Source organism: Heliomarina sp. (genome assembly GCF_052826185.1).
Genome location: NZ_JBRBUI010000054.1, coordinates 248,254 through 272,921, shown reverse-complemented (window position 1 = coordinate 272,921; position 24,668 = coordinate 248,254). Strand labels below are relative to the sequence as shown.

Annotated in this window: 17 protein-coding genes; 13 read left to right on the top strand and 4 right to left on the bottom strand. The window is 65.8% G+C overall.

All coding sequences use genetic code 11. The annotated features are described in order from the left end of the window. Positions 1-20: 20 nt before the first annotated feature. On the bottom strand, positions 21-3,242 hold the full coding sequence (locus ACU0FH_RS19510; RefSeq protein ID WP_446196399.1) for a carboxyl transferase domain-containing protein: 3,222 nt from the start codon (positions 3,240-3,242) through the stop codon (positions 21-23). A gap of 130 nt (positions 3,243-3,372) precedes the next feature. On the opposite strand from ACU0FH_RS19510, the gene selD reads away from it, so the two are divergent. The 12 genes from selD to ACU0FH_RS19450 all read left to right on the top strand — a co-directional run bounded on the left by selD (position 3,373) and on the right by ACU0FH_RS19450 (position 19,582). After that, positions 3,373-5,538 carry a selenide, water dikinase SelD gene (gene selD, locus ACU0FH_RS19505; RefSeq protein ID WP_446196990.1) on the top strand — a complete coding sequence of 722 codons (2,166 nt, stop codon included), beginning with the start codon at positions 3,373-3,375 and terminating at the stop codon, positions 5,536-5,538. A gap of 182 nt (positions 5,539-5,720) precedes the next feature. After that, positions 5,721-7,013, top strand: coding sequence for an amidohydrolase family protein (locus ACU0FH_RS19500; protein WP_446196398.1), 1,293 nt, complete (start codon positions 5,721-5,723; stop codon positions 7,011-7,013). A 178-nt stretch (positions 7,014-7,191) separates the two neighbouring features. Then, positions 7,192-8,184 (top strand): BMP family protein, encoded by a 993-nt coding sequence (locus tag ACU0FH_RS19495; RefSeq protein WP_446196397.1) that lies wholly within the window; start codon positions 7,192-7,194, stop codon positions 8,182-8,184. 97 nt (positions 8,185-8,281) lie between these two features. Next, positions 8,282-9,631: an amidase gene (locus tag ACU0FH_RS19490; RefSeq protein ID WP_446196396.1), complete on the top strand. Its 1,350-nt coding sequence runs from the start codon at positions 8,282-8,284 to the stop codon at positions 9,629-9,631. Next, positions 9,628-11,169 carry an ABC transporter ATP-binding protein gene (locus ACU0FH_RS19485; RefSeq protein ID WP_446196395.1) on the top strand — a complete coding sequence of 514 codons (1,542 nt, stop codon included), beginning with the start codon at positions 9,628-9,630 and terminating at the stop codon, positions 11,167-11,169. The genes ACU0FH_RS19490 and ACU0FH_RS19485 overlap by 4 nt, the downstream gene beginning before the upstream one ends. Then, positions 11,159-12,211 carry an ABC transporter permease gene (locus tag ACU0FH_RS19480; RefSeq protein ID WP_446196394.1) on the top strand — a complete coding sequence of 351 codons (1,053 nt, stop codon included), beginning with the start codon at positions 11,159-11,161 and terminating at the stop codon, positions 12,209-12,211. The genes ACU0FH_RS19485 and ACU0FH_RS19480 overlap by 11 nt, the downstream gene beginning before the upstream one ends. Further along, entirely contained in the window at positions 12,208-13,149 is a 942-nt protein-coding gene (locus ACU0FH_RS19475; protein WP_088633726.1) for an ABC transporter permease, read from the top strand. The genes ACU0FH_RS19480 and ACU0FH_RS19475 overlap by 4 nt, the downstream gene beginning before the upstream one ends. A gap of 173 nt (positions 13,150-13,322) precedes the next feature. Further along, on the top strand, positions 13,323-13,883 hold the full coding sequence (locus tag ACU0FH_RS19470; RefSeq protein WP_446196393.1) for an N-acetyltransferase family protein: 561 nt from the start codon (positions 13,323-13,325) through the stop codon (positions 13,881-13,883). A gap of 3 nt (positions 13,884-13,886) precedes the next feature. Then, positions 13,887-14,288: a hypothetical protein gene (locus ACU0FH_RS19465; protein WP_446196392.1), complete on the top strand. Its 402-nt coding sequence runs from the start codon at positions 13,887-13,889 to the stop codon at positions 14,286-14,288. A 169-nt stretch (positions 14,289-14,457) separates the two neighbouring features. Further along, the gene (locus tag ACU0FH_RS19460; protein ID WP_446196391.1) at positions 14,458-18,162 is read left to right on the top strand and encodes an AAA family ATPase; all 3,705 of its coding nucleotides are present in this window, start codon (positions 14,458-14,460) and stop codon (positions 18,160-18,162) included. A gap of 176 nt (positions 18,163-18,338) precedes the next feature. After that, positions 18,339-19,289, top strand: coding sequence for a homocysteine S-methyltransferase family protein (locus tag ACU0FH_RS19455; protein ID WP_446196390.1), 951 nt, complete (start codon positions 18,339-18,341; stop codon positions 19,287-19,289). A gap of 122 nt (positions 19,290-19,411) precedes the next feature. After that, positions 19,412-19,582, top strand: a complete 171-nt coding sequence (locus ACU0FH_RS19450) for a hypothetical protein (RefSeq protein WP_446196389.1) — start codon at positions 19,412-19,414, stop codon at positions 19,580-19,582. A 226-nt stretch (positions 19,583-19,808) separates the two neighbouring features. Here the strand turns inward: ACU0FH_RS19450 and ACU0FH_RS19445 are convergent, their stop codons facing one another. Next, positions 19,809-20,252, bottom strand: a complete 444-nt coding sequence (locus tag ACU0FH_RS19445) for a hypothetical protein (RefSeq protein ID WP_446196388.1) — start codon at positions 20,250-20,252, stop codon at positions 19,809-19,811. 85 nt (positions 20,253-20,337) lie between these two features. Between ACU0FH_RS19445 and ACU0FH_RS19440 the strand changes: the two genes are divergently transcribed. After that, positions 20,338-20,781, top strand: coding sequence for a MarR family winged helix-turn-helix transcriptional regulator (locus ACU0FH_RS19440; protein WP_446196387.1), 444 nt, complete (start codon positions 20,338-20,340; stop codon positions 20,779-20,781). A 117-nt stretch (positions 20,782-20,898) separates the two neighbouring features. On the opposite strand, the gene ACU0FH_RS19435 is transcribed toward ACU0FH_RS19440, so the two are convergent. Then, positions 20,899-22,167, bottom strand: a complete 1,269-nt coding sequence (locus ACU0FH_RS19435) for an amidohydrolase family protein (protein ID WP_446196386.1) — start codon at positions 22,165-22,167, stop codon at positions 20,899-20,901. Further along, the gene (locus tag ACU0FH_RS19430; protein WP_446196385.1) at positions 22,164-24,662 is read right to left on the bottom strand and encodes a branched-chain amino acid ABC transporter ATP-binding protein/permease; all 2,499 of its coding nucleotides are present in this window, start codon (positions 24,660-24,662) and stop codon (positions 22,164-22,166) included. Before ACU0FH_RS19430 ends, ACU0FH_RS19435 begins: the two co-directional genes overlap by 4 nt. Positions 24,663-24,668 lie beyond the last annotated feature (6 nt).

Here is a 24,668-nt window from a genome sequence, read left to right as displayed (position 1 = left end):
TGTGATCGGCATTGCCCCGCCTAAAGCGCCGCGTTCAGCCCCTTGACGATCCAGCTTCGCGTGTCGATCGGATCGATCACCGCGTCGATCTCCTGCAGGGCGGCGATGTTCAGCGCCCGGCCCTTTTCATAGGATTCCCCGACCAGCCGGTCGAACAGCGCCTTGCGCGCCGTCTCATCCGGTTCGGCGTCCAGCTCGCGCTTGAACCCAAGCGTGACCGCCCCTTCAAGCCCCATCGGCCCGAACTCCCCCGTCGGCCACGAGATATTGAAATCGGGCGTCTCGAAACTGCCGCCCGCCATCGCCTGCGCGCCGATGCCGTAGCCCTTGCGCAGACAGACAAAGAAGAGCGGCGCGGTCAGCTCGGCCCCGGCGCTCAGGAAATCGCAGGCCGCCTGAACGCCGCCCTGCGCCTCGCTCTCCGGCCCGACCATGAACCCCGGCGTGTCGCAAAGCGAAACCACCGGCAGCCCGAACCGGGCGCAGAGCCGCAGGAACCGCGCCGCCTTGGCCGATGCCGGCGCATCCAGCGCCCCACCCAAGTGATGCGGATTATTCGCGATCAGCCCCAGCGCACGCCCCTCGACACGCACCAGACCCGTGATCATGCCCGGCGCATGGGCGCGGCCCAGCTCCAGAAAACTGTCGCGGTCGACCAGCCCGTCGATCACCGCGCGCACGTCATAGGCGCGCAGCCGGTTCTCGGGGATGACGTGGCGCAGTTCGCGCGCATCCGCCGCCTCCCAATCCGCGACCGGTCCCTGGAAATAGGACATTGCCCGCCGCGCCGCCTCGGTCGCTTCGGCTTCATCCTCAACCAAGATATCGACCAGCCCGATCTCGGCCTGCATCGGCGCGGGACCGATCTCTTTCGGGTCGAAGCTACCCAGACCGCCCGCCTCGATCATTGCCGGACCGCCCAGACCGATCCACGAGTTGCGTGTGGCGATGCGGATATCCCCCGCGCCAAAGATCGCCGCGTTCCCGGCGAAGCAATAGCCTGAATTGACGGCGATTTTCGGTCCCCGCCCCCTGAGCCGCGCAAAGACATGAAAGGTCGTCACGTCGAGCGCACAGCGCATGATGTCGGCGAAATCGACGTCTCCCGGTCGCCCGCCACCGCCTTCGGTATAAAAGATCACCGGCAGCTTGCGCCTTTCGGCAATCTCGAACAGACGGTCGGTCTTCATATGGCCACGCATCCCCTGCGTGCCCGCCATCACCGTACCGTCATAGGCAAGGATCGCGACCTGCGCCGCCCCGACCGGCACCGTCCCCGCATTGACCTCGCCCAGCCCGGTGACGATCCCGTCCGCCGGGGATTTTTCCCGCAGCTCCTCGGCCGAGCGTCGCCGCAACTGCCCCGCCACGACGAGCTGGCCGTATTCGTGGAACGTCCCGCCCCGGCAAAGGTCCTCAACATTTTCCCGCGCTGTCCGCTGGCCCCGCGCGCGCCGCCGCGCGACCGCCTCGGGGCGGTTTTCATCCAGCGTCAGCGCAAGGCGGTCGTTCAGCGCCGCCAGATCAGGCCGGATCGCGTCGAGGTCCCGCGCCTCGGCCACGCCCGTATCAGCGACGTCCTCGGCCCGTGGTTCATAGCTGACAAGCGCAGCACCGTCCGCCACCAGATCGCCCGGTTCCACGAGCAGGTCCAGCACGCGCCCCGGCCCATGCGCACTGACCACATGCTGCATCTTCATCGCTTCGAGAATGACAAGCTCCTGCCCCGCCACGAAATCCTCTCCGGATGCAACCCGGACCGAATGCACCACCCCCTGCATCGGGGCCTTCAGCGAGGACACCCCTTCGGGCAGTACCGGTGCCGCGGCCGGCTCCTCTGTCTGAGCCTCTTTTGCAACCGGGTCATCGTCCTGTGCCAGTTCCGTAACCAGACCGCGATCCACCGACCCCACATCCACCGACCAATCCGCCAGTTCCTCTCGTGCCAGCAAGGCCTCGAGGTAAGGCAGGGTCGTTCCCGCCCCTTCGATCCGGAATTCCGACAGAACCCGACCCGCCCGGGTCAGCAGCGGCCCAATCTCACCCGAGCGTTCATGCACCACCACCTTGGCCAGCAGAGAATCGAACATCGGGCTGATCGCGTAACCGGCATAGCCATAGGTATCGACCCGCACCCCCGGACCGCTCGGCGGCGAAAACACGTCAAGCCGCCCATGGCCCGGGCGCACCGACCCATCCAGACCGATCACCTCGCAATTGACACGCGCCTGCAGGGCCATGCCGCGCGGCAGCCGTGGCCCGTCCGCGAGCCCGACATCGGCAAGGCTCGACCCGTCTGCGATCTGCAGTTGCAGCGCCACCAGATCGAGCCCGGTGATTTCCTCGGTCACCGTATGTTCGACCTGAATGCGCGGGTTGACCTCGATGAAATGGAACTCGTCGCGTTCCGTCTCAACAAGGAATTCCACCGTGCCGATCCCGCGATAGCGCACGGCCTCTCCGATGGCGACGGCCGCATCCAGCAGCGCCGCCCGCAGGTCCTCGTCCAGAGCCGGTGCCGGGGCAATTTCGACAAGCTTCTGATGCCGCCGCTGCAGGGTACAGTCACGCTCCCACAGATGGGTCACGTCGCGCCCGTCGCCAATGATCTGCACTTCGATATGGCGCACCGGATGCAGATAGCGCTCGCCATAGATCCTATCGGACCCGAATGCCGCCTTCGCCTCGGCCCGCGCCTGCGCCAGCGCGCCTTCCATCTCGGACGCATCGCGCACCACCCGCATGCCGCGCCCGCCACCGCCGCTCACCGCTTTCAGCACCACCGGTGCTCCGCCCTGTACCAGCAGGAAGTCCCGCGCATCTTCCACGCTCTCCAGCACGCCCGAGCCTTCGATGACACCGACCCCTGCCGCCTTTGCCAACTCCCGCGCCGCCACCTTGTCGCCCAGCCGCGCCAGCACCTCCGGCTCCGGCCCGACAAAAATCAACCCCGCACTGCGACAAGCCCCGGCAAATTCGGCGCTCTCGCTCAACAGCCCATAGCCCGGATGCACCGCATCGCAGCCTTCATCCCGCGCCACCGCCACCAGCGCCTCGATGTCGAGATATCCCGCGACCCCGCGCCCCGGCAGTTCAACCGCCAGATCCGCATGGCGCAGGTGCAGCGACTCCGCATCGTCCGGCGTGTATACCGCCACCGTCCTGATCCCCATCGCTGCCGCCGTCCGTGCCACCCGAATGGCAATCTCACCCCGGTTCGCGATCAAAAGCGTCGGAATCATCGTGACTTTCTCCTTTCCTCCCGGCACTTTGGCCGGCCACCCCAACGACGTTAACCTTAACGTCACCCATGAGGCCAGCGCGATTTCCAAGCCGCTTGCAAGGCCCGCCAAACCGGCCAATAAGCAAAGGATGAACGGTCCCACCTTTCCCCTTACCCATGATGTCGTGCTGATCGGCGGCGGCCATACCCATGCGCTGGTTCTGCGCATGTGGGGGATGCGCCCTCTTCCCGGTGCAAGGCTGACCCTGATCAATCCCGACCCCGATGCGGCCTATTCCGGCATGCTCCCGGGCCATATCGCCGGTCATTATGACCGCGGGTCGCTCGATATCGATCTCGTGCGCCTCGCCCGTTTTGCCAATTCGCGGCTGGTACTGGGCGCGGCGACCCATCTCGACACGGCCAATGGCATGATCCATGTTCCCGGTCGCCCGCCCATCGGCTACGATCTCGCCTCGATCGACATCGGTATCACCTCGGACCTGCCGGACCTGCCCGGCTTTAGCGACCACGCGATCCCCGCCAAACCGCTCGGCCCCTTCGCCAGCGCCTGGACAAGCTTCCTTGAAAAAAACACCGGCCCTGCGCGCGTAACGGTGATCGGCGCAGGCGTGGCCGGTGCCGAACTCGCCATGTCCCTGCACCACCGGCTAAAGCAATCCGGTCGCCCTGCCACGATCACGCTGATCGACCGGTCGAACGCCCTCTGCGATACCGCCCCCGGCGCGCGCGACAAGCTGCTGAGCAAATTGCAAGAACTCGACATCACCACCATCGAAAACACCGCGATTTCACATATCGAAGCCGATGCAGTCCAACTCGAGAATGGAAAACAGATCCCGTCCGATTTCACCATTGGCGCCGCCGGTGCCACCCCGCACCGATGGCTCGCCCGCTCGGGACTCGATCTGACCGACGGCTTTCCCACCACCTCCGAAACCCTGCAAACCAGCGATCCCGCGATCTTTGCCACAGGAGACTGCGCCCATTTCGCGCCCTCCCCCCGCCCCAAGGCCGGGGTTTTCGCGGTCCGTCAGGCGCCCGTCCTGTTCCACAACCTCCGCGCCCGCCTGACCGAAACACCGTTCCGCCCCTACCGACCGCAAAAGCGCTATCTCAAGCTGATCTCCCTCGGCGGCAAATCCGCCCTCGCCGACCGTCCCGGCCTGCCCGCCATCGCCGGCCCCCTGATCTGGCGCTGGAAGGATCACATCGACCGGAAATTCATGGACCGGTTCACCGACCTGCCCGCGATGCCCGCGCCGCCGCTCCCGCGCGAACACACTGCCACACTGCGCGACACCATCGGCGACAAGCCCATGTGCGGTGGCTGCGGTGCCAAGGTGGGGCGCGGCACGCTCAGCCGCGCCCTCGCCGCCCCCACCCATGCCATCCGCGACGACATCACCGCCCTGCCCGGCGACGATGCCGCCCTGCTCCACACCGGCGGCGCGCAACAGGTGATGACTTCCGACCACCTGCGCGCCTTCACCAATGACCCGGTCATCATGACCCGCATCGCCGCGATCCATGCGCTCGGCGACATCTGGGCGATGGGGGCTGAACCACAGGCCGCCACCGCCACGCTGATCCTTCCGCGCCAGAGCGAAGCGCTGCAATCCCGTCTGCTGGCCGAGATCATGACAACCGCGCGCGACACGCTGCACAAGGCCGGCGCCGAAATTGTCGGCGGCCATACCTCGCTCGGCGACGAACTCACCATCGGCTTTACCCTCACCGGCCTCTGCAGGATTGAGCCGATCACGCTTCAAGGCGCAAAGCCCGGCGATGCGCTGATCCTCACCAAACCCATCGGCAGCGGCACGATCCTCGCCGCCGAAATGCAGATGAAGGCCCGCGGCGACTGGGTCGCAGATGCCTACCGCCAGATGATGCAGGACCAGTCAAAAGCCTCGCAAATCCTGCAAGACGCCCATGCCATGACAGACGTCACCGGCTTTGGCCTCGCAGGCCACCTGCTCAACATCTGCGAGGCTTCGGGCAGCGCCGCCAGCCTGTCCCTCAAGGACATCCCAACCCTCGAGGGCGCCCGGACACTCGCGGAAACCGGCATCCGCTCCACCCTCTACCCGCAAAACCGCGCCCTCCTGCCCGATCTCCCCGAAACACCCGACACGGATCTCCTCTTCGATCCCCAGACCGCCGGCGGCCTGCTCGCCGCTGTCCCCGCCGAAAAAGCCACCGCGCTGCTCCAGCAGCTCCAGACCGCCGGCTACCCGGCCGCCCGCATCGGCCAGATCACCAAAGGCCCCCCCGGGATCACCCTCACCTGACCCCCTATTCCTCTTGCCCGAAATACTCCGGGGGAGTCCGCGCCAGCGGACGGGGGCAGCGCCCCCAAAACGGCCTCACATGCACCCAATCCCCTGTTTCTCCCGGAAAATCCGCCTCACCGGATGACAGCCCCGGCAGGCTGACCTAAAAGAAGCCCCAACATGCTAAGACAGGATTTCCCATGTTCGACCTTCTGATCCGCAACGCCACCCTGCCCGACGGGCGTACGGCTTGCGATATCGCCGTCCGCAACGGGCGCATCGCCGCCGTGGAACCGGGCATCGACGGCGAGTCCGCCGCGACCATCGACGCGGCAGGCCAGCTGGTCAGCCCGCCCTTCGTCGATCCGCATTTCCACATGGACGCGACCCTCTCCCTCGGCCTGCCCCGGATGAATCGCTCCGGCACCCTGCTCGAAGGCATTGCCCTCTGGGGCGAGCTGCGCCCGACCCTGACCAAAGAGGCCCTGATCGAACGCGCTATCCGCTACTGCGACCTTGCCGTGTCCAAGGGGCTGCTCGCCGTGCGCAGCCACGTGGATGTCTCCGATCCCCGGCTCGTCACCGCCGAGGCGCTGCTCGAAGTGCGAGAGCTTGTCGCCCCCTATCTCGATCTTCAGCTCGTCGCCTTCCCGCAGGACGGCTACTACCGCGCCCCCGAGGCCGAAGCAGCCCTGACCTGCGCTCTCGACATGGGCGTGGAAATCGTCGGCGGCATCCCCCATTTCGAACGCACGATGGCGGATGGCGCCCGCTCGGTCGAAGCGCTCTGCCGCCTCGCAGCCGACCGGGGCCTGATGGTCGACATGCATTGCGACGAAACCGACGATCCGCTGTCGCGCCACGTGGAAACCCTCGCTGCCCAGACCGTACGCTTTGGTCTTCAGGGCCGGGTCGCCGGGTCGCACCTGACCTCGATGCATTCGATGGACAATTACTACGTCTCAAAACTGCTGCCCCTGATGGCCGAATCCGGCATGGCCGCGATCCCCAATCCGCTCATCAACATGATGCTGCAGGGTCGCCATGACACCTACCCGAAACGGCGCGGCCTCACCCGCATCCCGCAGATGATGGAAATGGGCATTCCCGTCGGCCTCGGGCAGGATTGCGTCATGGATCCTTGGTATTCGATGGGCACCGGCGACCTGCTCGACGTGGCTCATATGGCCGTCCATGCCACGCAGATGGGCTCGATCGAAGACAAGCGCGCGCTCTTCGACGCCGTCACGGTGAATTCCGCCCGGATCATGGGGCTCGACGGTTACGGGCTCGAACCCGGCTGCCATGCCGACATGGTGCTCTTGCAGGCCCGTGACGTGACCGAGGCGATCCGCCTGCGCCCGAACCGGCTCAAGGTCATCCGCCGGGGCAAGGTGATCGCCGAAACCGCCCCGGAACGCAGTCGCCTCTCGCTCGACGGCCGCCCCGAAACCGTCGACCCGGCCGATTATGCGCCGGTAAACGCTTCTTGACCAAATGGTCAGAAAATGACCATTTAAGCGGCACTTGCACAGGCTGGCCCCGGTCCGCGGTGACCCGCGGCCTTGACAGGAACCGGCTTCGGCATGCTGACTTCTGCCATGCCATTTCAAAGGCAATCATAAACGCCCGATGCTGTGCAGGGGGCGAACAGGGACAAGGAACACTGACATGAAACCCACTCTCATGAACCGCCGCCGCCTTCTCGGCACCGGCGCCGCCCTCGGCGCTTCCACGCTTTTCGCCCCGTCGATCCTGCGCGCGCAGTCCGGTGTGGTCAAAGTGGCAGGCATCCACGCCTCCCCCGTCGAAAACGCATGGAACTCGGTCCTGCACGCGGCCATGGTCGCCGCCAACGAAGAAGGCGTGATCGAATATACCTTCTCCGAAGGCGTCTCGGGCACCGACTACCCCCGCGCGATGCGTGAATATGCCGAGGCAGGCAACGTTCTGATCGTCGGCGAATCCTACGCGGTCGAACGCGAAGCGCGCACCGTCGCGGGCGATTATCCCGATACCGCCTTCCTCATGGGCTCCTCCGGCGAAGCGGCGGGCGACAATTTCGGCGTCTTCGGCACCTGGAACTGGGAAGCGGCCTATCTCTGCGGCATGCTCGCCGGTGCGATGACCGAAACCGGCACCGTCGGCTCGGTCGGCGCGATCCCGATCCCCGAGGTCAACATGCTGATCAACGGCTTTGCCGATGGCGTCAAAGCGGTGAACCCCGACGTGAACCACGTGGTCAGCTTCATCGGCACCTTCTTCGATCCGCCGAAAGCACGCGAAGCCGGTCTCGCCCAGATCGACAGCGGCGCAGACATCCTGTTCGGCGAACGCATCGGGACGGCGGACGCGGCGCAGGAACGCGGCATCAAGGCGATCGGCTCGCTGATCGACTATACGCCGCGCTACCCGGACACGGTTTTTGCCAACGCGCTCTGGTCCTTCCGCCCGCTGCTCGATTCCGCGCTGGCCGATGCCACCGGCGGCAACCCGGTCGGCAAGAACTACACGCCGCTCAGCCTGATGGAAGACGGCGGCAACGACATCACCTATGTCGAGGGAGTCGCCCCGGCGGATGCGGTTGCCAAGATGGAAGAGGTCCGCGCCGCCATCAAGGCAGGCGAATTCGAAGTACCGCGCAACTTCGACGAACCGGCCTGATCGCAATGGCCGGACCCTTCCGGCATATGCAAGGATCCTGCCCCTTTCGGGGGCAGGATGTTTACCGGTGCCCGGCGTGAAAGACACGGGTCACGAAATGCAAGATGCGCTCGGCCTAGCCAAAGACATCGCCAATGGCAGCCTGAGCGCCGATGACGCCATGCGCGCGGCCCGCAGCCGGGCCGACGCGGTCCAAGACCTCGGAGCCACCTGCTGGATCGCCCCCGATGACCCGGATCCCGCCAGCGATGGCCCCTTCGCGGGCGTCCCGCTGCTGGCCAAGGATCTGGGCGGACCGTTCGCAGGCATCCCCATGCGCGCTGGATCGGCCGCCCTCGCCCGGATGAAGGGCGCAGCCGACAGCGATCTTGCCGCCCGGTTCCGCGCCGCCGGTTTCCGCCCCTTCGGCGCGACCACCGTGCCGGAATTCGGCCTTGCGCTCTCCAGCGAACCGGCGACCGGTCCGATCTGCCGCAACCCGCTGAACCCCGATCTTAGCGCCGGAGGCTCCTCGGGCGGCAGCGCCGCCGCCGTTGCCGCCGGTATCGTGCCGCTCGCCCATGCCACGGACGCGGGCGGGTCGATCCGCGTCCCCGCTGCCTGCTGCGGATTGGTCGGGCTGAAACCCTCGCGCGGGGCCATGCCCGGCGGTCCCGGTTTCGGCAATCATCTCGGCGGCATCGCCAGCGAATTCGCCATCACCCGCACGATCCGCGACGCGCAGGCGCTCTGGCCCTGCCTCACCGGCGATCCACGCGGCCTCTCTCCCGCACCGGTTCAACGAAAGACCGAAGGCCCCCTGACCATCGGCATTCAGACCGGTACCGACAACATCACCCCCGACCGCGCTGCCATTCTCCCCGAGGCCGCCCGCGCGTTGGAGTCCGCCGGTCACCGAATCGTCGAAATTCCGGCGAGCGACCTTGCCCGGATCCGCGAAATCTCGGCCCGCGCCTTCGGACGGATCATCGCGGCCAACCTCGCGACACTTTCCCAGAACGGTCTCGATGCCAGTTTGACCGAACCGCTGACCCAGGCCTTCATCGAACAGGGCCTGTCGATGAAAGCAACCGATCTCTGGTCCGCGACCGAGGCAGGCGCGACCGCCGCCTACCAGCTCTGGTCCCTCTTCGACCGGGTCGATATCCTGCTGACGCCGATGCTTTCCTCGGCCCCGCTGCCGCTCGGCGCCTTCCCGATGGATCACGATGACTCCACCGCCCATCTGGGCCGTATGGACGCCTTTGCCCCCTACGCAGCGCTGGCCAATATTACTGGCGCACCGGCGCTGACCCTGCCGTTTGGTAGCGATGCCAATGGCTTGCCCCTGCCAATCCAGCTCATCGCGCCCCTCGGCGGCGACCTGCAATTGCTGTCCCTTGGTGCCACGCTCGAATCCGAAAACCGCTGGCAGCACCCGATCCCGCTCTTTGGAAATCCTGCATGACTCCTGTCCTTGAACTCTCCGGCATCACCAAGCGGTTCGGCCATGTCACCGCGAACGAAGATGTTTCGCTGCATCTCGACAAGGGCGAGATCGTCTCGCTTCTGGGCGAAAACGGCGCGGGCAAGACGACACTCATGTCGATCCTTTTCGGCCATTACACCGCCGACGAAGGTACCGTTCGCGTCGAAGGTCAGGAACTGCCCCCCGGCCGGTCCCGCGCCGCGATCCGCGCGGGCGTTGGCATGGTGCATCAGCATTTCGCGCTGGCCCCGAACCTCACGGTGCTGGAAAACGTCATGACCGGCACGGAACCCCTGTGGAAGCTGCGCTCGGACCGGGCAGCGGGGCGCAGGAAACTGGTCGATCTCTCCGCCCGCTTCGGGCTAAAGGTCGATCCAGACGCCCGCGTTTCCGACCTTTCGGTCGGCGAATGCCAGCGTGTCGAAATCCTCAAGGCGCTCTATAACGATGCCCGCATTCTCATCCTCGACGAACCCACCGCCGTCCTGACCGCGCAAGAGGCCGAAAGCCTCTTTGCCACCCTGCGGCAGATGACCGGCGAAGGGCTGTCGCTCATTTTCATCAGCCACAAGCTGCACGAGGTCATGTCCGCCTCGGATCGCGTCGTGGTCCTTCGGCGCGGCAAGGTCGTTGCCGAACGGCGTACCTCGGACACCACGCGTGAGGAACTCGCCGAGCTGATGGTGGGCCGCAAGGTCGAACGCCCGGCCCGACCGCCTGCGACCCCCGGCGCGGTGCTGCTCGAAGGAGTGGACCTACATGTCAGCGGCAAGGGCGGCGCATCGCTGCAAGGCATCAGCTTCAATCTACGGGCGGGCGAAACCCTTGGCATCATTGGCGTTTCCGGAAACGGGCAGACCACGCTCGCCGGGCTGGTCTCGGGGTTGATGGCCCCGGATTCCGGCGCCCTGCTCGTCAAGGGCCAGACCGTGGCCACCCATGACGTGCCCCATGCCATCGCCGCCGGGATCGGCCGCATCCCCGAGGATCGCAACGCCGAGGGCACCATCGGCGACATGGCCACATGGGAAAACGCCGTGCTCGAACGCATCTGGTCGCCCGACTTTTCCCGGCGCGGCGTGGTACGCCGCGCCGCCGCCCGTACCGCGACCGAAGACATCATCAAGGACTATGACGTACGCGGTGCCACCGTCGATGGCCGCATCCGGCTCTTATCCGGGGGGAACATGCAGAAACTGATCCTTGGCCGGGTGCTCGAAGCCGGGCCCGATATCCTCGTCGCAGCCCAGCCCAGCCGGGGCCTCGACGAAGGCGCCATCGCCGGCGTCCACGAACGCCTGCTCGAAGCGCGGGGCCGTGGCGCGGGCGTGCTGCTGATCTCCGAGGATCTCGACGAGGTGATCGCCCTCTCCGACAACATCCGCGCCATCGTGAACGGAAGACTATCGCCCGCGATCCCCGCAGAGCGCGCCAATGCCCAGCTTCTCGGGCTGATGATGGCCGGGGACTGGACCGCTGCCGAGGCCATCGAAGCGGAGAACACGCATGCGCTTTGAACGCCGCGACCATCCCTCCCGTCTGCTCACCGTGCTGGCCCCCATCGGCGCGATCCTCGCCGCTCTGGTCGTGGCAGGCCTGCTTATCGCCATCGCCGGGGCAAACCCGATCCGCGCCTACGGGCTGATCCTCAAGGGCGCTTTCGGCTCTCGCCTTGGCCTGTCGGAAACCCTTACCCGAGCCACGCCGCTGATCCTCACCGGGCTTGCCGCCGCCGTGGCCTTCCGCGCGCGGCTCTGGAACATCGGCGGCGAGGGCCAGCTCTACCTCGGCGCGCTCGCCGTGCCCGCGCTCGGGATGCTGCCGATCATGGCCAGCCTGCCCGCGCCGATCACCATCCTCCTCTGCCTTGCTGTTGGTGCCATCGCGGGCATGATCCTGCTTTTGATCCCGCTGGGCCTGCGGCTCAGGTTCGGCGTGGACGAGGTGGTGACGACGCTGCTGCTGAACTTTGTCGCCGTGCTCTTTGTCTCGCTGATGATTGAAGGCGCGATGAAAGACCCGCTCGCCTTCGGCTGGCCGCAATCGGTGCCGGTCCCCGACAGCGCCATCCTGCCCAAGCTGATGGAGCGCACCCGTCTGCACGCGGGTCTCCTGATCGCGCTGGCCATGTCCATCGCCGTCTGGTGGCTTCAGGCCCGCACCGTCTTCGGCATGCGCGCCCGTGCCGCCGGTTTGAACCCGCGCGCCGCCGCCTTTGCGGGCGTTCCGCTTGGCCGAACGCTGATCGCGGTCGCCTGTCTATCGGGCGGTCTGGCCGGTCTGGCCGGCGCCATCGAGGTCATGGGCGTCAAGGGATACGTCACCACCGACCTGTCGCCCAGCTACGGCTATTCCGGCATCGTCATCGCCATGCTCGCCAACCTGAACCCGATCGGCGTGATCGGCGCGGCGCTGTTCTCGGCGGTCATGTTCGTCGGGGCCGACAGCATGTCGCGCGCCCTTTCGATCCCCTCCTACATCGCCGACGTCACCGTCGCCCTGTCGCTGCTCACCATGCTGGTGGCGATCTTTCTCGCGCAATACAGGATCCGCAGATGAGCGTCTTTCTCGATATCCTCGCCTCGGTCGGCATGTGGGAGGCGGTCCTGCGCATCGCCACGCCCCTGATCCTCGGCACCCTCGGCGTATTGCTCTGCGAACGGGTCGGCGTGCTCAACCTCGGCATCGAAGGCATCATGACCTTTGGCGCGATGATTGGCTGGCTCACGGTCTATTCCGGCGGCGATCTCTGGACCGGCATGCTGGTTGCAGCACTCGGCGGCGCGATGTTCGGCTTTCTCCACGCACTGCTGACCGTGCCACTGGGTCTCAGCCAGCATGTGACGGGTCTCGGCATCACCCTCTTCGCGTCGAGCTTTTCCTATTACGTCTTCCGCCTCGCCGTGCCCACCGCCTCTTCGCCGCCCACGGTCGAACCGTTCCGCCCGCTGGAAATTCCGCTTTTCGCCGATATCCCATTTCTCGGCCCGGTGCTCTTTAACCAGACCGCGCCGACCTATCTGGCGCTGGTGATGGTGGCGCTGCTCGCATGGGTGCTTTACCGCACGCCGCTGGGCCTCGCGATCCGCATGGCGGGCGAAAACCCCCATGCGGTCGACGCGCAGGGCATCGACCCGATCTGGCTCCGTATCGGCACGATCATGGCCGGTTCCGCGCTGATGGGCATGGGCGGCGCCTTCCTGACGCTTGCCGCCTTCAACTCATTCTTCCCGACGATGATCCAGGGCCGCGGCTGGATCTGCGTGGCGCTCGTGGTTTTTGCCTCTTGGCGGCCCGCCCGCGCCCTGCTCGGTGCGCTTCTTTTCGCGTTTTTCGACGCCTACCAGCTGCGCCTGCAAACCGTGGTCGAGGGCGTTCCCTATCAGCTGTTCCTCATGCTGCCCTACGTGCTCTCCATCGTCGCCCTGATCCTGATGGCGCGCCGCGCGCGGGTGCCGCAGGCGCTGATGCAACCCTACCGGCGGGGCGAGCGCTAGACGCCCGCCTCCCCAACTCAGCGAAAGTTCCAGCAGTTTCCGGCCTTTCACGGCCTGAAACGCGTGATTTTTCACGCGCCATACGCTGCCGTTTTCACGACCCAGGCGTAGGTGGCCCTAAATCGGCCGGGAATCATCCCGACCCGATCCGTAAATGACGCTGGAGAATTCAGATGGTATTCGTAACGAGAAACCTGTCCCCCGATGGAGCCGCAACAGGCATGGAAATCCGATCCGTCCGCCCCGACGATCTCGACGCGGTGATCGAGATCTGCCAGTCCGATCACGTCAATCGCGGCACCATGCGGCTGCCGGTCGAACCCCGCGCCTGGGTCGAAAACCGCATCAAAGAGGTGCCCGGCACCTACAAGATGGTCGCCCTGCGCGACGGTGCCGTAGCGGGCTATGGCGAGCTGGTGACCTATCCCGGCTTGCCTCGCCACTGGCACTGCGCCGAGGTCGATATGATCGCCACCCACCCCGATCACCGGGGCGCGGGTGTCGGGCAAGAACTGCTCGACCGGATGATCGACATGGCCGACCGCTGGCTTCAGATCCGGCGCTTGCAGCTTTTTGTCTGGACCAGCAATACCTCTGCCATCCGCTTCTACGAAAGCCGTGGGTTCCGGATCGAAGGCACGATGAAGGATTTCGTCTTTCTCGACGGTGCCTATACCGACGCCCATGTGATGGCCCGGTTGCGACCTGCACCAAGCTCGCAAAACGAGGGCTAGATCATGGGACATTCCTTACCGGCGCAACCCGTGCGCGGGCGGGACGGCTGGGAGATCCACGGGGCAACACATGCTTCGACCGCCCTGTTCGAACGGGCTATCGAAAGCCTGCACAGCGATCCGGACACCGCCGATGACCTGCTGCGTCAGGCGCTGCGTCTCAGCCCCGGCTGTATCCTGTTTCACGCCGCGCGAAGCTATCTCCTCGCGGCGCGTGACAGGGCCGCCGGTACGATATCGCACCGTCTTTTCGCCCCGCTCACTGCGGACAGGCGCACGCTCTCGCACCTGTCCATCCTTGCAGCGCAGCTTGACGCAAAGCAGATCGCGGCCCATCTCGACCGCTGGCCGGGCGACCTGCTCGCCCTTACCGTGCAGCGCAATATTCACGCAAAAGCGGCCTGAAACGCCTTGAAAATCTGCCCCCGACGCGTCGATTTCCGCGCGTGATCACGGTATTCTTGATCGGCTGAACCAAAGCGGCCATAACGGGCCATCTATTTTCTGACATAAAACATTCGCAAACCGTCGGGCGGGCGCGACACGCCGCCCGACCAAGCATTGAAGACAAGACATGAGCCGGATCAAGGTCAACCTACTCGGGGAATTCGAGCTCTGGCGCGGCGACACCCGCCTGCGCCTGCCGACCCGGCGTGCGGAACTGCTCGTCGCGCTCCTCGTGCTGTCACCCGGTCTGGTACACAGCCGCGAAAGGCTCTCGACCCTGTTCTGGCCGGGCCGGGACGAAGAACAGGCGCGGACCTCGCTGCGGCAGGCGGTCTACCAGATCCGCCGGTCCCTCGGGGCCGACAAGGGCATCCTGCAAACCGATATCCGTTTTGTCGGGCTCGACCCGGAAGGTTTCGACAGCGACGTGGCGCAACTGATCGCCCCCGGCGAGACCGAGATCGAGACCATCTGGCGCGGCGATTTCCTTGCCGGTCACGACCCGCGCGAAGAGGCGCTCGAAGCATGGCTCACCGAGGAACGCGCCCGCCTCCGAAGCCTCGCCCTCGAAAAGGCGCAGGCCCGGGCGCAGGCGCTGATCGACCGGCACCGTTTTGTCGAAGCCGAGACCGTCGCCCGCCGCTGCCTCACCGTCGATCCCTATGACGAGCTGAGCAGCCGCATCGTCATGCTGGCCTGCGCGCGGCAGGGTCGGCGCAACGCCGCCATCGCCACCTATCGCGATCTCGCGGACCGGCTGCGCACCGAGCTCGCCACCGCGCCGGAACAGGAAACCACGGACCTGTTCCAATCGATCCGCGCCGGTCAGGATACCCCGGCCTATACCCCCGCGCCGCCAGCGGAGGAAATCACCAGCCCGCTTCCGCCCGCCCCGCAGCCCAGGGAAGATCCCCAGTTCGAGAGGCGCGTCGCCACCGCGCTCAGCCTGTCCCTGCCCGCGCCTGCGCTGGATGTCGACCCCGAGCTCGCGCAGGAACTCGACAGCTCATGGTATGCCGAGATGACCGCCCTGATCGACCGCCACAGCGGTCGGGTCGTCCACGCCGATGCCAGCGGCCTGACCTGTCTCTTCGGCCTCAGCGGCACCGCCGAGAACCACGCCGTGAACGCGGGCAAAGCCGCCCTCGCGCTGCTTGAAATCAATCAGGATGCCGCGCTCGCCGCCCATTCCGGTCTGGTCGTCACCCCGGCGCGGGGCGCGCTGGCACCCGATAATCCCTTCCTTGGCCCCGTGGCCATGACGGCGCGCGCCCTTGCCGCCACAGTACCTCTTGGCCAATGCCTGTTCAGCGCCGCCGCCCGCCTCGGCGCCGAAGGCTGGTTTGAATTCGCCGACCTTGCCCCGGTGACCGTCCCCGGTCTCTCCGGCGCGCTTCCCGTCAGTGCGCTCAAGGGCGAAACCGACGCCCGCACCGGCTGGGACGTGCTGGCCAGCCGTAACCTCTCCCCCTTTCAGGGCCGCGCTATCGAGGTCGCGGTGCTGAGCGACCTTCTCAAACGCGCCGCGACCCATGCGCAGGTCGCGCTGCTCTCGGGTCTGCCGGGCATTGGCAAATCGCGGCTGGCCCATGAATTCCAGCGCCGATTGCCGCCCGGAACGCGGACCCTACGGCTTGGGCTCACCGCACATGACGTGGATTTCACCTATCGCCTGCCAGAAATGCTGGTGCGCGAATGGCGCTCGGGTCGTGCGCAGAACGGTCTGCCCGACCTGCCCGAGGCGTTGCCAGATCTCGTGCGCACCGGCATTTCGGTGCTCTCCGGCGACGGCGGGACAGGCCCCGACTGGACAGCGCTCGGCCCCAGCCAGCAGATCCACTGCATCGTCGAAACCATCGGCTACATCCTCGCAGACATCGCGCAGGACGATATGCTGGTGCTGGTTCTCGAAGATCTCCACTGGATCGACAGCGCCAGCCGCGAGGTGCTCGCCCAGCTTGTCGGCGCGCTCGGGGCGGCCCGGCTGCTCCTGCTTGGCACCGCCCGGCCCGAATTCCAGCCCGACTGGTCCACCCGCAGCCATGTCCACGTCCTGATGCTCGACGAACTTGAACAATCGCAAGCCGAGGCGCTGATCGCGGCCCATATCGGCGATGCGCCCGAACATGCCGACATCCGCAGCGCATTGGCCAGCCACGCCGGGCGCATCCCCCTGTTCATCGAGGAAGTCCTGCGCGAATTGCAGGCCAAGGGCGATCTTGTCCCCGGCTATGACGGTAACATCGTCACCCGCCCGCTCGAAGATCTCGACGTACCGATCACCGTGCGCGGCGTCATCGCCGCCCGGATCGACCGGCTCGACAATGGCCCGCGCACCCTGCTTCAGGCCTTCAGCGTGCTGGGCGCCGAGGTGTCCGAGACCCATCTCGAGGCGCTGGCCAACATGCCCGCCACCCAGTTCCGCGACGCGCTTCAGGCGCTGACCTCGGCCGAGATGCTCTATCGCGGGCGCCGCCCCGGCGAATGGTACATCCGCCACGCGCTGATCCGCGACGTGGTCTATCAAAGCATCCTGCGCGGCACCCGCAAAGACCTGCATGAAAAAGCCGTCGCCATTCTCTCGGGCGATCAGGATACCGCCTCCGACACAATGGCCGGCACCCTCGCCCGGCACGCGCTCCTGGGCGAGCAATGGCAGACCGCCGCGCATTATGCGCGCATCGCCGGTGACCGCGCCCATGACCTGTCGATCTTTCAGGCCGCCCGGCGTCACTACAACGATGCCATCGTCGCGCTGAACCACCTGCCGGCCAGCGAGGAGACCCTGCGCACCGGCATCGAAACCCGCATTCGCCTGCGCCCGGCGCTGATGCTGCTGGGTGAAAGACAGGAACTCGAACGGGTTCTGGGCGAGGCCGAGGATATGGCGCAGCAGATCGGCGATCCCGGGCTCTTTGGCCGTGTACTCCTGCACCGCAGCTATGCCGAAAGCACGCTGGGCCTCGTGCGCGAGTCGCTCTCCACCGCCACCCGATGCGCCGCGCAGGCGGAGCTCTGCGGCGATCCCTATCTTGCCGCCGAAGCCCGTCTTGCCCGGGGTCAGGCGTTCCGCGTCCAATGCGCCGCCCTCTCCGCCATCGACACGCTGGAACCCGATCTGACCTACTGGACCCGCGATAACCGCATGGTACGCGGGGACCACCTTGGCACGCGCGCGGTCTGGTACCTCGGGCACCTCGGCGCCGTCTATGCGCTCAGCGGCCGGTTCGATCAGGCGCATGATTGCGTGAATGAAGCGATCCGCATCGCCGATGAAAGCGCGCGCCCCGCCGACCGCCAGCACGCCCGGTTCAGCCGCGCCGAAATCCACCTGCTGCAAGGCGAACTGGACGAAGCCCAGCGCGATACCGAACGCGCCGACGCTATCTTTCAGGCCTCGACCATCTGGCGCACCGGCACCAAGGCGGAAATCTTCCTTGCCACGGGCGAGGTCAACCGCGCCATGGACCTGCTGCGCCGGGTCGAAGCCCGCGCCGCCGAACTCGGGCAAGACTACGTGCTGCATTCACAAGTCGCCGTCGCGCTGGCCGAAGGGCTCCTGCTTCAGGGTCACACCGATGAGGCGCAGGCCCGCGCGCTGAAACTCCTCCCTCCGATCCAGGCGCAATCGCTTTACCGGCACGAATTGCGGCTGCGCATCGTCCTGTCGCGCATCGCGCTTGCCGCCAAGGACCACACACTGGCGCTCGATCAGGCGACGGTCGCGGTGACGCTCGCCGAAACCCACGGCCTTGCCCCGGACGAAACCCGCATCCGAGCCCTGCTGGCCAAGATCGAAGGCTCCGAGAAAACCAGCCGACTCTCGGCGTGAAAACCGCCCCAACCGCATAAAGCAACGGGTTTTCACGAGAATAATGGCTCTTTTCACGCCAGCCTGACGCTGCGCAAAGCGCGGTTTTCACGCCAGCACGGCATCACTCTCCCATCGAAACCCGGGCGTCTCTTCGCAGAAACGGACGCAGCGCCCCCCGAAAAGGAGAAACCATCATGGCCATGTACCGCCACGATCTGCCGCAACTGAAAGACGATATCTTCCTAACCGACAGCGGTCTGGAAACCCACCTGATCTTCAACGAAGGCTACGACCTGCCGCTTTTCGCGTCCTACACGCTTCTGGAAACCGACAAGGGCCGGGACTCGCTGCGCGCCTACTACCGCCAGCACCTCGAAATCGCGAAAAAGCACGACACCGGCTTCATCCTCGAGGCGCCCACATGGCGGGCCAGCCGCGACTGGGGCGAGCAGATCGGTCACTGCCCGGCAGATCTCGAACGGCTGAACCGTCGCGCCATCGCGATGCTGGCCGACCTGCGAAAGGAATCGAGCTTTGGCCAACCGATCGTCATCTCGGGCAATCTCGGCCCGCGCGGCGATGGCTACCGTCCCGATCTCGCGATGACCGCCCGGGAATCCGAGGCCTATCACGAGGAACAGATCGGATGGTTCGCCCAGACCGAGGCCGACATGATCGCCGCCTTCACCCTCAGCACCGTGGCCGAGGCCGTCGGCATCATCCGCGCCTCCGAAAAGGCCGGCATGCCCTGCGTTCCGTCCTTCACGGTCGAAACAGACGGCAACCTGCCCGACGGAACGCCCCTGCGTGAGGCGATCCTGTCGGCGGATGCGGAAACCGGGTCAAGCGCGGCCTATTTCATGGTCAACTGCGCCCACCCGGATCATTTCCGTGACCGCCTCACCGGCGACAAGGGCTGGCTACAGCGCATCGGTGGCATCCGTGCCAATGCCTCGCGCCTCAGCCACGCGGAACTCGACGAGGCCGAAGAGCTCGATCCCGGCAACCCCGAGGAGCTGGGCCGCGACTATGCCGAACTCCGTCGGCTTCTGCCCCGGGCGCAGGTCCTTGGCGGATGCTGCGGCACCGACCACCGGCACGTGACCTGCATCGCGGCCTCGAACCTTTCGGCCGTTCCGGCCTGACCGGGTCCCCATTCCCGCGCGATATTCTGCGCGCGGGCATACCGACCGGCCCGGCAGCCTCTGCCGGGCCGCCCAGATTTAATGACGAAAACTTTCAAACCAAGAAGAATTGGAGAAGACATATGAAGATTACCATTACCCTTGGCGATCTCGCCGCCCGCAAACTGCCTCCCCGTGACCGCCGCAGGGTCAATGCCCTGCGCGGCCCGGCGGGCGATCACCTCAGGCGACATCGCGTGTCCCCGCTCGACCAGATCTGGTTGTCAAAACTGGCCTCGCGCCTCGAGTTATAGGGCGGTGGATATCCGGCAGGCCCCGCAAGGACCCGCCGCAAAGGCGGTCCCGTTCGCAAAACCCGGACGGGCCGAGATACACTCAAGGTCGGGCAGTTTCGCTGCCCGACCCTATTGCGGCGTATGCAAACTGGATTGGTCGGGAGGCGAACGATACCGCCTCCGGGATATCAGTCGAAATCTGCTTCGCTCCGCCGCCTCGTAAAAAACCCTTTTCCGCACAGGTTCAGGCACGGGCCGTCCGTCTGCGCGACAGGCGCAGCCCATCGCGCATGTTAAGCCCCAGCAAGGTGATATTGACCGCACCCGCAACCAACTCGATCACTTGCACCCCGTAAAAAGCCATGTCGAACGTCCCCGCCTGTGCCTTGAAAGACAGATACAACGCCGAGGGGATCAGGATCAGGATGCCATTGGCCGCGATGAAAGGCATCCGCTTTTTCTTGGCGTTAATCAGCGGACCGCGCATTTTCTTGCCCAACTGGAACCCCGACCCGCCTGCGGCCATCAGGGCAGGAAACAGAATGAAAAAACCGTAAGGAATCAGATCCTTGACCGTCGTAACAGCCTGTTCTCCGGCAAAGGTCTCGGACCAGACGGTAGAGAGCCAGAAACTCAAAATCGTCATCAGAGCTATAGCCCCGGCGATGGGATGAATGGTTTTCGACATGACGAAATTCCTTGTCGTGGTGATATTTGTATAGCTAGCTATGTATCAGTTGTATAGCGGGCTATGCAAGTGGTAAGACTTCCCCATGACGTTTTCGAAGGATCAGTCGGCGGGATATCTCGCAAACCACATGGCGCGTATCTTCGCGCAAGGCCTGACCGCGCGGATCAAGCCTCTGGGCCTAACCACCGGCACGTTTCCCGCGCTTCTCGAACTCTGGGAGACGGACGGTCTGACCCAGAAGCAGCTTACCCAGCGGCTCGACATCGAACAGGCGACAATGGCCAATACCTTGGCGCGGATGGAGCGAGACGGCCTGATTGTCCGCAAGAAGGATGCGAACGACGGGCGGGCTCAGCGAATCTGGCTGACCGACCGCGCCCGCAACCTGCGCGACCCGGCCATCGCGGCGGCCCAGGAAGAGAACGCAATGCGACTGGCAGGTCTGACCGAAGATGAAAAGCGCCAGTTCATCGCCCTGATCCAGAAGGTCATCAAAACCAAGCCACCGGGAACAGCGCGGAGATAGGGGAACCGAGTCTAAGCATAAGTAATCACAGCGCCCCGGGCACAACCTTTCACCATGGGCTCAAATCAGACCCAGAGAGGGTACGCTCGACACAAGCTGCTCACACCCCCCTATCCCTCAAGCACCACTCTCAGCAGACCTCACCTTTCCAACCTCCGCGCTTTCGGGCGCCAGCAGCACCGGTTTGGGCGCTTCGAAACTCATCCGGCCCGACCGCATCCCCCAGAAAGGGCGACAGATCTCGGCCACCGCCATCGCCGAAGTCGCACAGGGCAAAAGCACCAGATCCGCCGCGTCGCCCGGCTTGATCGCCGCCTCGCGCCCCAGAAGCCGGAAGGGCTGCGCCGAGATCATGTCGAAACAGGCATCCAGCCCCGCCGGATCGCCGATCTGCGCGATATTGGCGAACAGGTTCGCCATCCTCGGCAGCGAGCAATCGCCATAAGGCGTGAACGGGTTCAGCACGTTATTCGTCGCCACGGTGCAGCAAAGCCCCGCCGCGTGGAAACGATGCGCCGGGGCCACCCCGCGCGGCACGGAGTCGGTGAATTCGCGGCCCATCATGAACAGGTCCGTCGCGGGCAGCACCGTCAGCGCGATCCCCGCATCGCGCATCAGCGCTATGGTCTCGTCAAGCTGCGGCGGCGGCAGGGTCGAGAGCTTGGTGACATGACCAATCGCCACCCGCCCCTGCATCGCATGCGCTACGGTCTGCCGCGCCACCTCGTCCAGATGACGCCAAGTATTGTCGAGGTCGAAATCGAGGTGGAAATCCAGATCGACATCGTATTCCCGCGCCATATCGAACAGCCGCGCGATCTGCCCCTCCGGATCGCTGTCGGTATAGGGACACCCGCCCAGCAGATCCGCGCCCCGGTCAAGCGCCGCGCGCAGCAGCTCTTCGGTGCCGGGGTAATTCAACAGACCCTCCTGCGGAAAGACGCAGATTTGCAACTCCAGCGCCCAGGCATAATCGGCCTTGAGCTGCGCAACCGCATCGAACCCCGCAAGCCCCACCGCCGGGTCGATCTCCACATGGGTGCGGATCAGCGTCGTGCCCTGACAGATCGCCTTTTCCAGAACCCGCGCCCCACGGGCATAGATATCCTCGCGAGTGAAATCGCGCTTGGCCGCGCTCACCGCTTCTATCGCGCCTTTCAGCGTGCCCGAGGGGTTCGCCGCCCGGTCCAGCAGGCAGGCCTTGTCGAGGTGCAGGTGACTGTCGGCAAAGCCTTTTATCAGCCGACCGCCCTCGGCATCCAGCACCCGCGCCGGGCTGCTCAGATCCCTCGCGATATCTGCGATACGCCCGGCGCGGATGCCCAGATCCAGCAACTCGCCTCCGTCCGTCAGCCGCGCGTTGCGGATCACCAGATCAAGTGTCATTGCGCCGCCTCCGCCCGTTCCTGCCCGCCACCCAGATAGGCCGCGATCAGTGCGTCGTCCTGCAACAGCTCCTGCGCGCTGCCCTCGGCCACGATGCGCCCCTGTTCAAGGATATAGCCGCGATCCGCCGCCGCCAGCGCGAGCGATGCCATCTGGTCGACCAGCAGGATCGTGATCCCATCGTCGCGCAGCTCGGCCAAGATCGCGTAAAGCTCCTCGACCATGCCGGGCGACAGGCCCAGCGACGGCTCATCCAGCAACAACAGCTTGGGTGAGGCCATCAACCCGCGCGCAATCGCCATCATCTGCTGCTCGCCCCCCGACAACAACCCGGCCCGCGCGTGCAGCCGGTCGCGCAGACGCGGGAAACGCTGCAAAATCGCCTCCAATTCGCTCGCATCGGGCCGCGTCTTGCGCCGGTAGGCCCCCAGTTCGATGTTATAAGCCACGCTCAACTCTGGGAACACCTGCCGCCCCTCGGGCACAAGCACCACGCCGCGCTCGACGATTTTATGCGGAGGCAGCCCGCCGATATAGCCATCGTTCAGGATCACATGGCCCGAGGTCGGCGCCATCAGCCCCGAAACCGTCCGCAGGAATGTCGATTTCCCCGCCCCGTTCGCGCCGAGCAACGCGACAAGCTCACCCTTGCCGACCCGCAGGTTGACCGATTGCAACACGTCCGCCGCGCCATATCCGGCACAAAGATCCTTGGCGATCAGCGTATCCATCGCCCCCGGTTCATGCGCCAGCGCCCGGGCCGGAACGCTCAGCGTGCCCTCACCCAGATAGGCCGCAATGACCCGCGCATCAGCGCGCACCGCCTCGGGCGTGTCAAAGGCAATCGGCTCTCCCGCGTCCATCGCAAGGATGCGGTCGGAAATGCCCATCACCAGTTCCATGTCATGTTCCACCAGCACCACGGCAATCCCGGCATCCGCGAGCCGACGCAGCACCAGCGACATCGCCCGCTTGTCGCCCTGCATCAGGCCCGCCGCCGGTTCATCAAGCAGCAGCATCCGGGGCCGCATCGCCAGCGCCCGCGCGATCTCGATCAGCCGCCGGTCCACATGCGGCAGGTCCGAGGCCAGCGTTTCCGGCTTGCCCTCGTACCCCACCAGCCGCAGCAAGCCCTGCGCCATTGCCCGCCGTTCCGCCGTGCCCAGCGCGGTAAAGACCCCGCCGAACCGGCCCCGCGGAAAGGCCGCCAGCACGTTTTCCTCGGCGCTGAGCGACCCGAACAGCCGCGTCGCCTGATAGGTCCGCGCGACTCCTTGCCGCGCGGTCGCATGCATAGACCAGCCCGCGATATCGGTGCCACCGGTCTCGATTCGTCCCTCGCCGGGACGGTAAAACCCCGAGATCATGTTAAGGAGCGTGGTCTTTCCCGCCCCGTTCGGCCCGATGATCGCGGTCACCTCGCCCGGTCGCGCCTCAAAGGCCGCGCCGCTCACCGCCTTGACCCCGCCGAAGGAAATCCCAAGCCCGCTGACACGCAGCCCCTCGGGCGTCTCTGGGCTGACAAAGGCCAGCGCCTCCTCTGGCGTGACGGCATTTGCCGGTCGCGCCCGCCGCGGCAGAAAGGCCGCGATGGTGCCGACGATCCCGCGCGGCGCCACCAGCAGCACCGCCACCAGCAGCGCGCCGAAAAACAGCAGCCGGTATTCGGCAAGCCCGGCAAGGAACTCGGGCAGCAGCACCGCCACAGCCGCCCCCACCAGCGGGCCAAGCACCGTCCCCGCCCCGCCAAGGATCACCGCGAACAGGAACAGGATCGACTGCGACAGCACGAAATTGCTCGGCGCGATGAACTGCATGAGCGAGGCGAACAGCCCGCCCGCCAGCCCCGCCGCGCCCGCCGCAATCGCAAAGGCGGCAAGCTTGGTGAGGAACGGATCATAGCCCAGCGAACCGGCCGAAACCTCCTGATCGCGCAGCGCCGCCATCGCGATGCCCCAGCCGCTGACGGACAGGCGCCGATAGGCCAGCAGCCCCAGCGCCGCCAGCACGATGGCCAGCCGGATCAGGTCCGCCTCGGAAAAGATATAGCCGAAGATGGCGGGCTGATCGAAACCGAACAGCCCATTCTGCCCCCCCGTCAGCGCCCGCCACTCGATGGCCAGATGTTCGACGATAAAGGCAAAAGCGATGGTCACCATCGCAAGGAACGGCCCCGCCATGCGCACCGCCGGTATCGCCAGAACGCAGCCCACCGCCGCGGCGACCAGCGCGCCCGCCGGCAGCGCCAGCCAGAAATTCACCCCCGCCTGCAACAGGATCGCATGGGCATAGGCGCCCACGGCGAAAAAGCCGACTTGCCCCAAAGACACCAAGCCGGTCAGACCGAACAGCACGTTCAGCCCGGTGCAGAGGATCGTCCAGATCGCCACAAGGCCAAAGACGAACTGCATATAGCCGTTCACCACCCCCAAAAGCGCCAGCGCCAGCACCCCAAGCGCAAGGATCGACAAGTCGAGAAGTCGCGATTCACTCATCCGCAC

Coding starts and splice junctions, on each gene's coding strand:
- ACU0FH_RS19440 (WP_446196387.1), top strand. CDS start 20,338: ATGACGTTTTCGAAGGATCAGTCGGCGGGATATCTCGCAAACCACATG.
- ACU0FH_RS19455 (WP_446196390.1), top strand. CDS start 18,339: ATGGCCATGTACCGCCACGATCTGCCGCAACTGAAAGACGATATCTTC.
- ACU0FH_RS19435 (WP_446196386.1), bottom strand. CDS start 22,167: ATGACACTTGATCTGGTGATCCGCAACGCGCGGCTGACGGACGGAGGC.
- selD (WP_446196990.1), top strand. CDS start 3,373: ATGAACGGTCCCACCTTTCCCCTTACCCATGATGTCGTGCTGATCGGC.
- ACU0FH_RS19445 (WP_446196388.1), bottom strand. CDS start 20,252: ATGTCGAAAACCATTCATCCCATCGCCGGGGCTATAGCTCTGATGACG.
- ACU0FH_RS19485 (WP_446196395.1), top strand. CDS start 9,628: ATGACTCCTGTCCTTGAACTCTCCGGCATCACCAAGCGGTTCGGCCAT.
- ACU0FH_RS19480 (WP_446196394.1), top strand. CDS start 11,159: ATGCGCTTTGAACGCCGCGACCATCCCTCCCGTCTGCTCACCGTGCTG.
- ACU0FH_RS19500 (WP_446196398.1), top strand. CDS start 5,721: ATGTTCGACCTTCTGATCCGCAACGCCACCCTGCCCGACGGGCGTACG.
- ACU0FH_RS19490 (WP_446196396.1), top strand. CDS start 8,282: ATGCAAGATGCGCTCGGCCTAGCCAAAGACATCGCCAATGGCAGCCTG.
- ACU0FH_RS19475 (WP_088633726.1), top strand. CDS start 12,208: ATGAGCGTCTTTCTCGATATCCTCGCCTCGGTCGGCATGTGGGAGGCG.
- ACU0FH_RS19510 (WP_446196399.1), bottom strand. CDS start 3,242: ATGATTCCGACGCTTTTGATCGCGAACCGGGGTGAGATTGCCATTCGG.
- ACU0FH_RS19460 (WP_446196391.1), top strand. CDS start 14,458: ATGAGCCGGATCAAGGTCAACCTACTCGGGGAATTCGAGCTCTGGCGC.
- ACU0FH_RS19470 (WP_446196393.1), top strand. CDS start 13,323: ATGGTATTCGTAACGAGAAACCTGTCCCCCGATGGAGCCGCAACAGGC.
- ACU0FH_RS19465 (WP_446196392.1), top strand. CDS start 13,887: ATGGGACATTCCTTACCGGCGCAACCCGTGCGCGGGCGGGACGGCTGG.
- ACU0FH_RS19495 (WP_446196397.1), top strand. CDS start 7,192: ATGAAACCCACTCTCATGAACCGCCGCCGCCTTCTCGGCACCGGCGCC.
- ACU0FH_RS19450 (WP_446196389.1), top strand. CDS start 19,412: ATGAAGATTACCATTACCCTTGGCGATCTCGCCGCCCGCAAACTGCCT.
- ACU0FH_RS19430 (WP_446196385.1), bottom strand. CDS start 24,662: ATGAGTGAATCGCGACTTCTCGACTTGTCGATCCTTGCGCTTGGGGTG.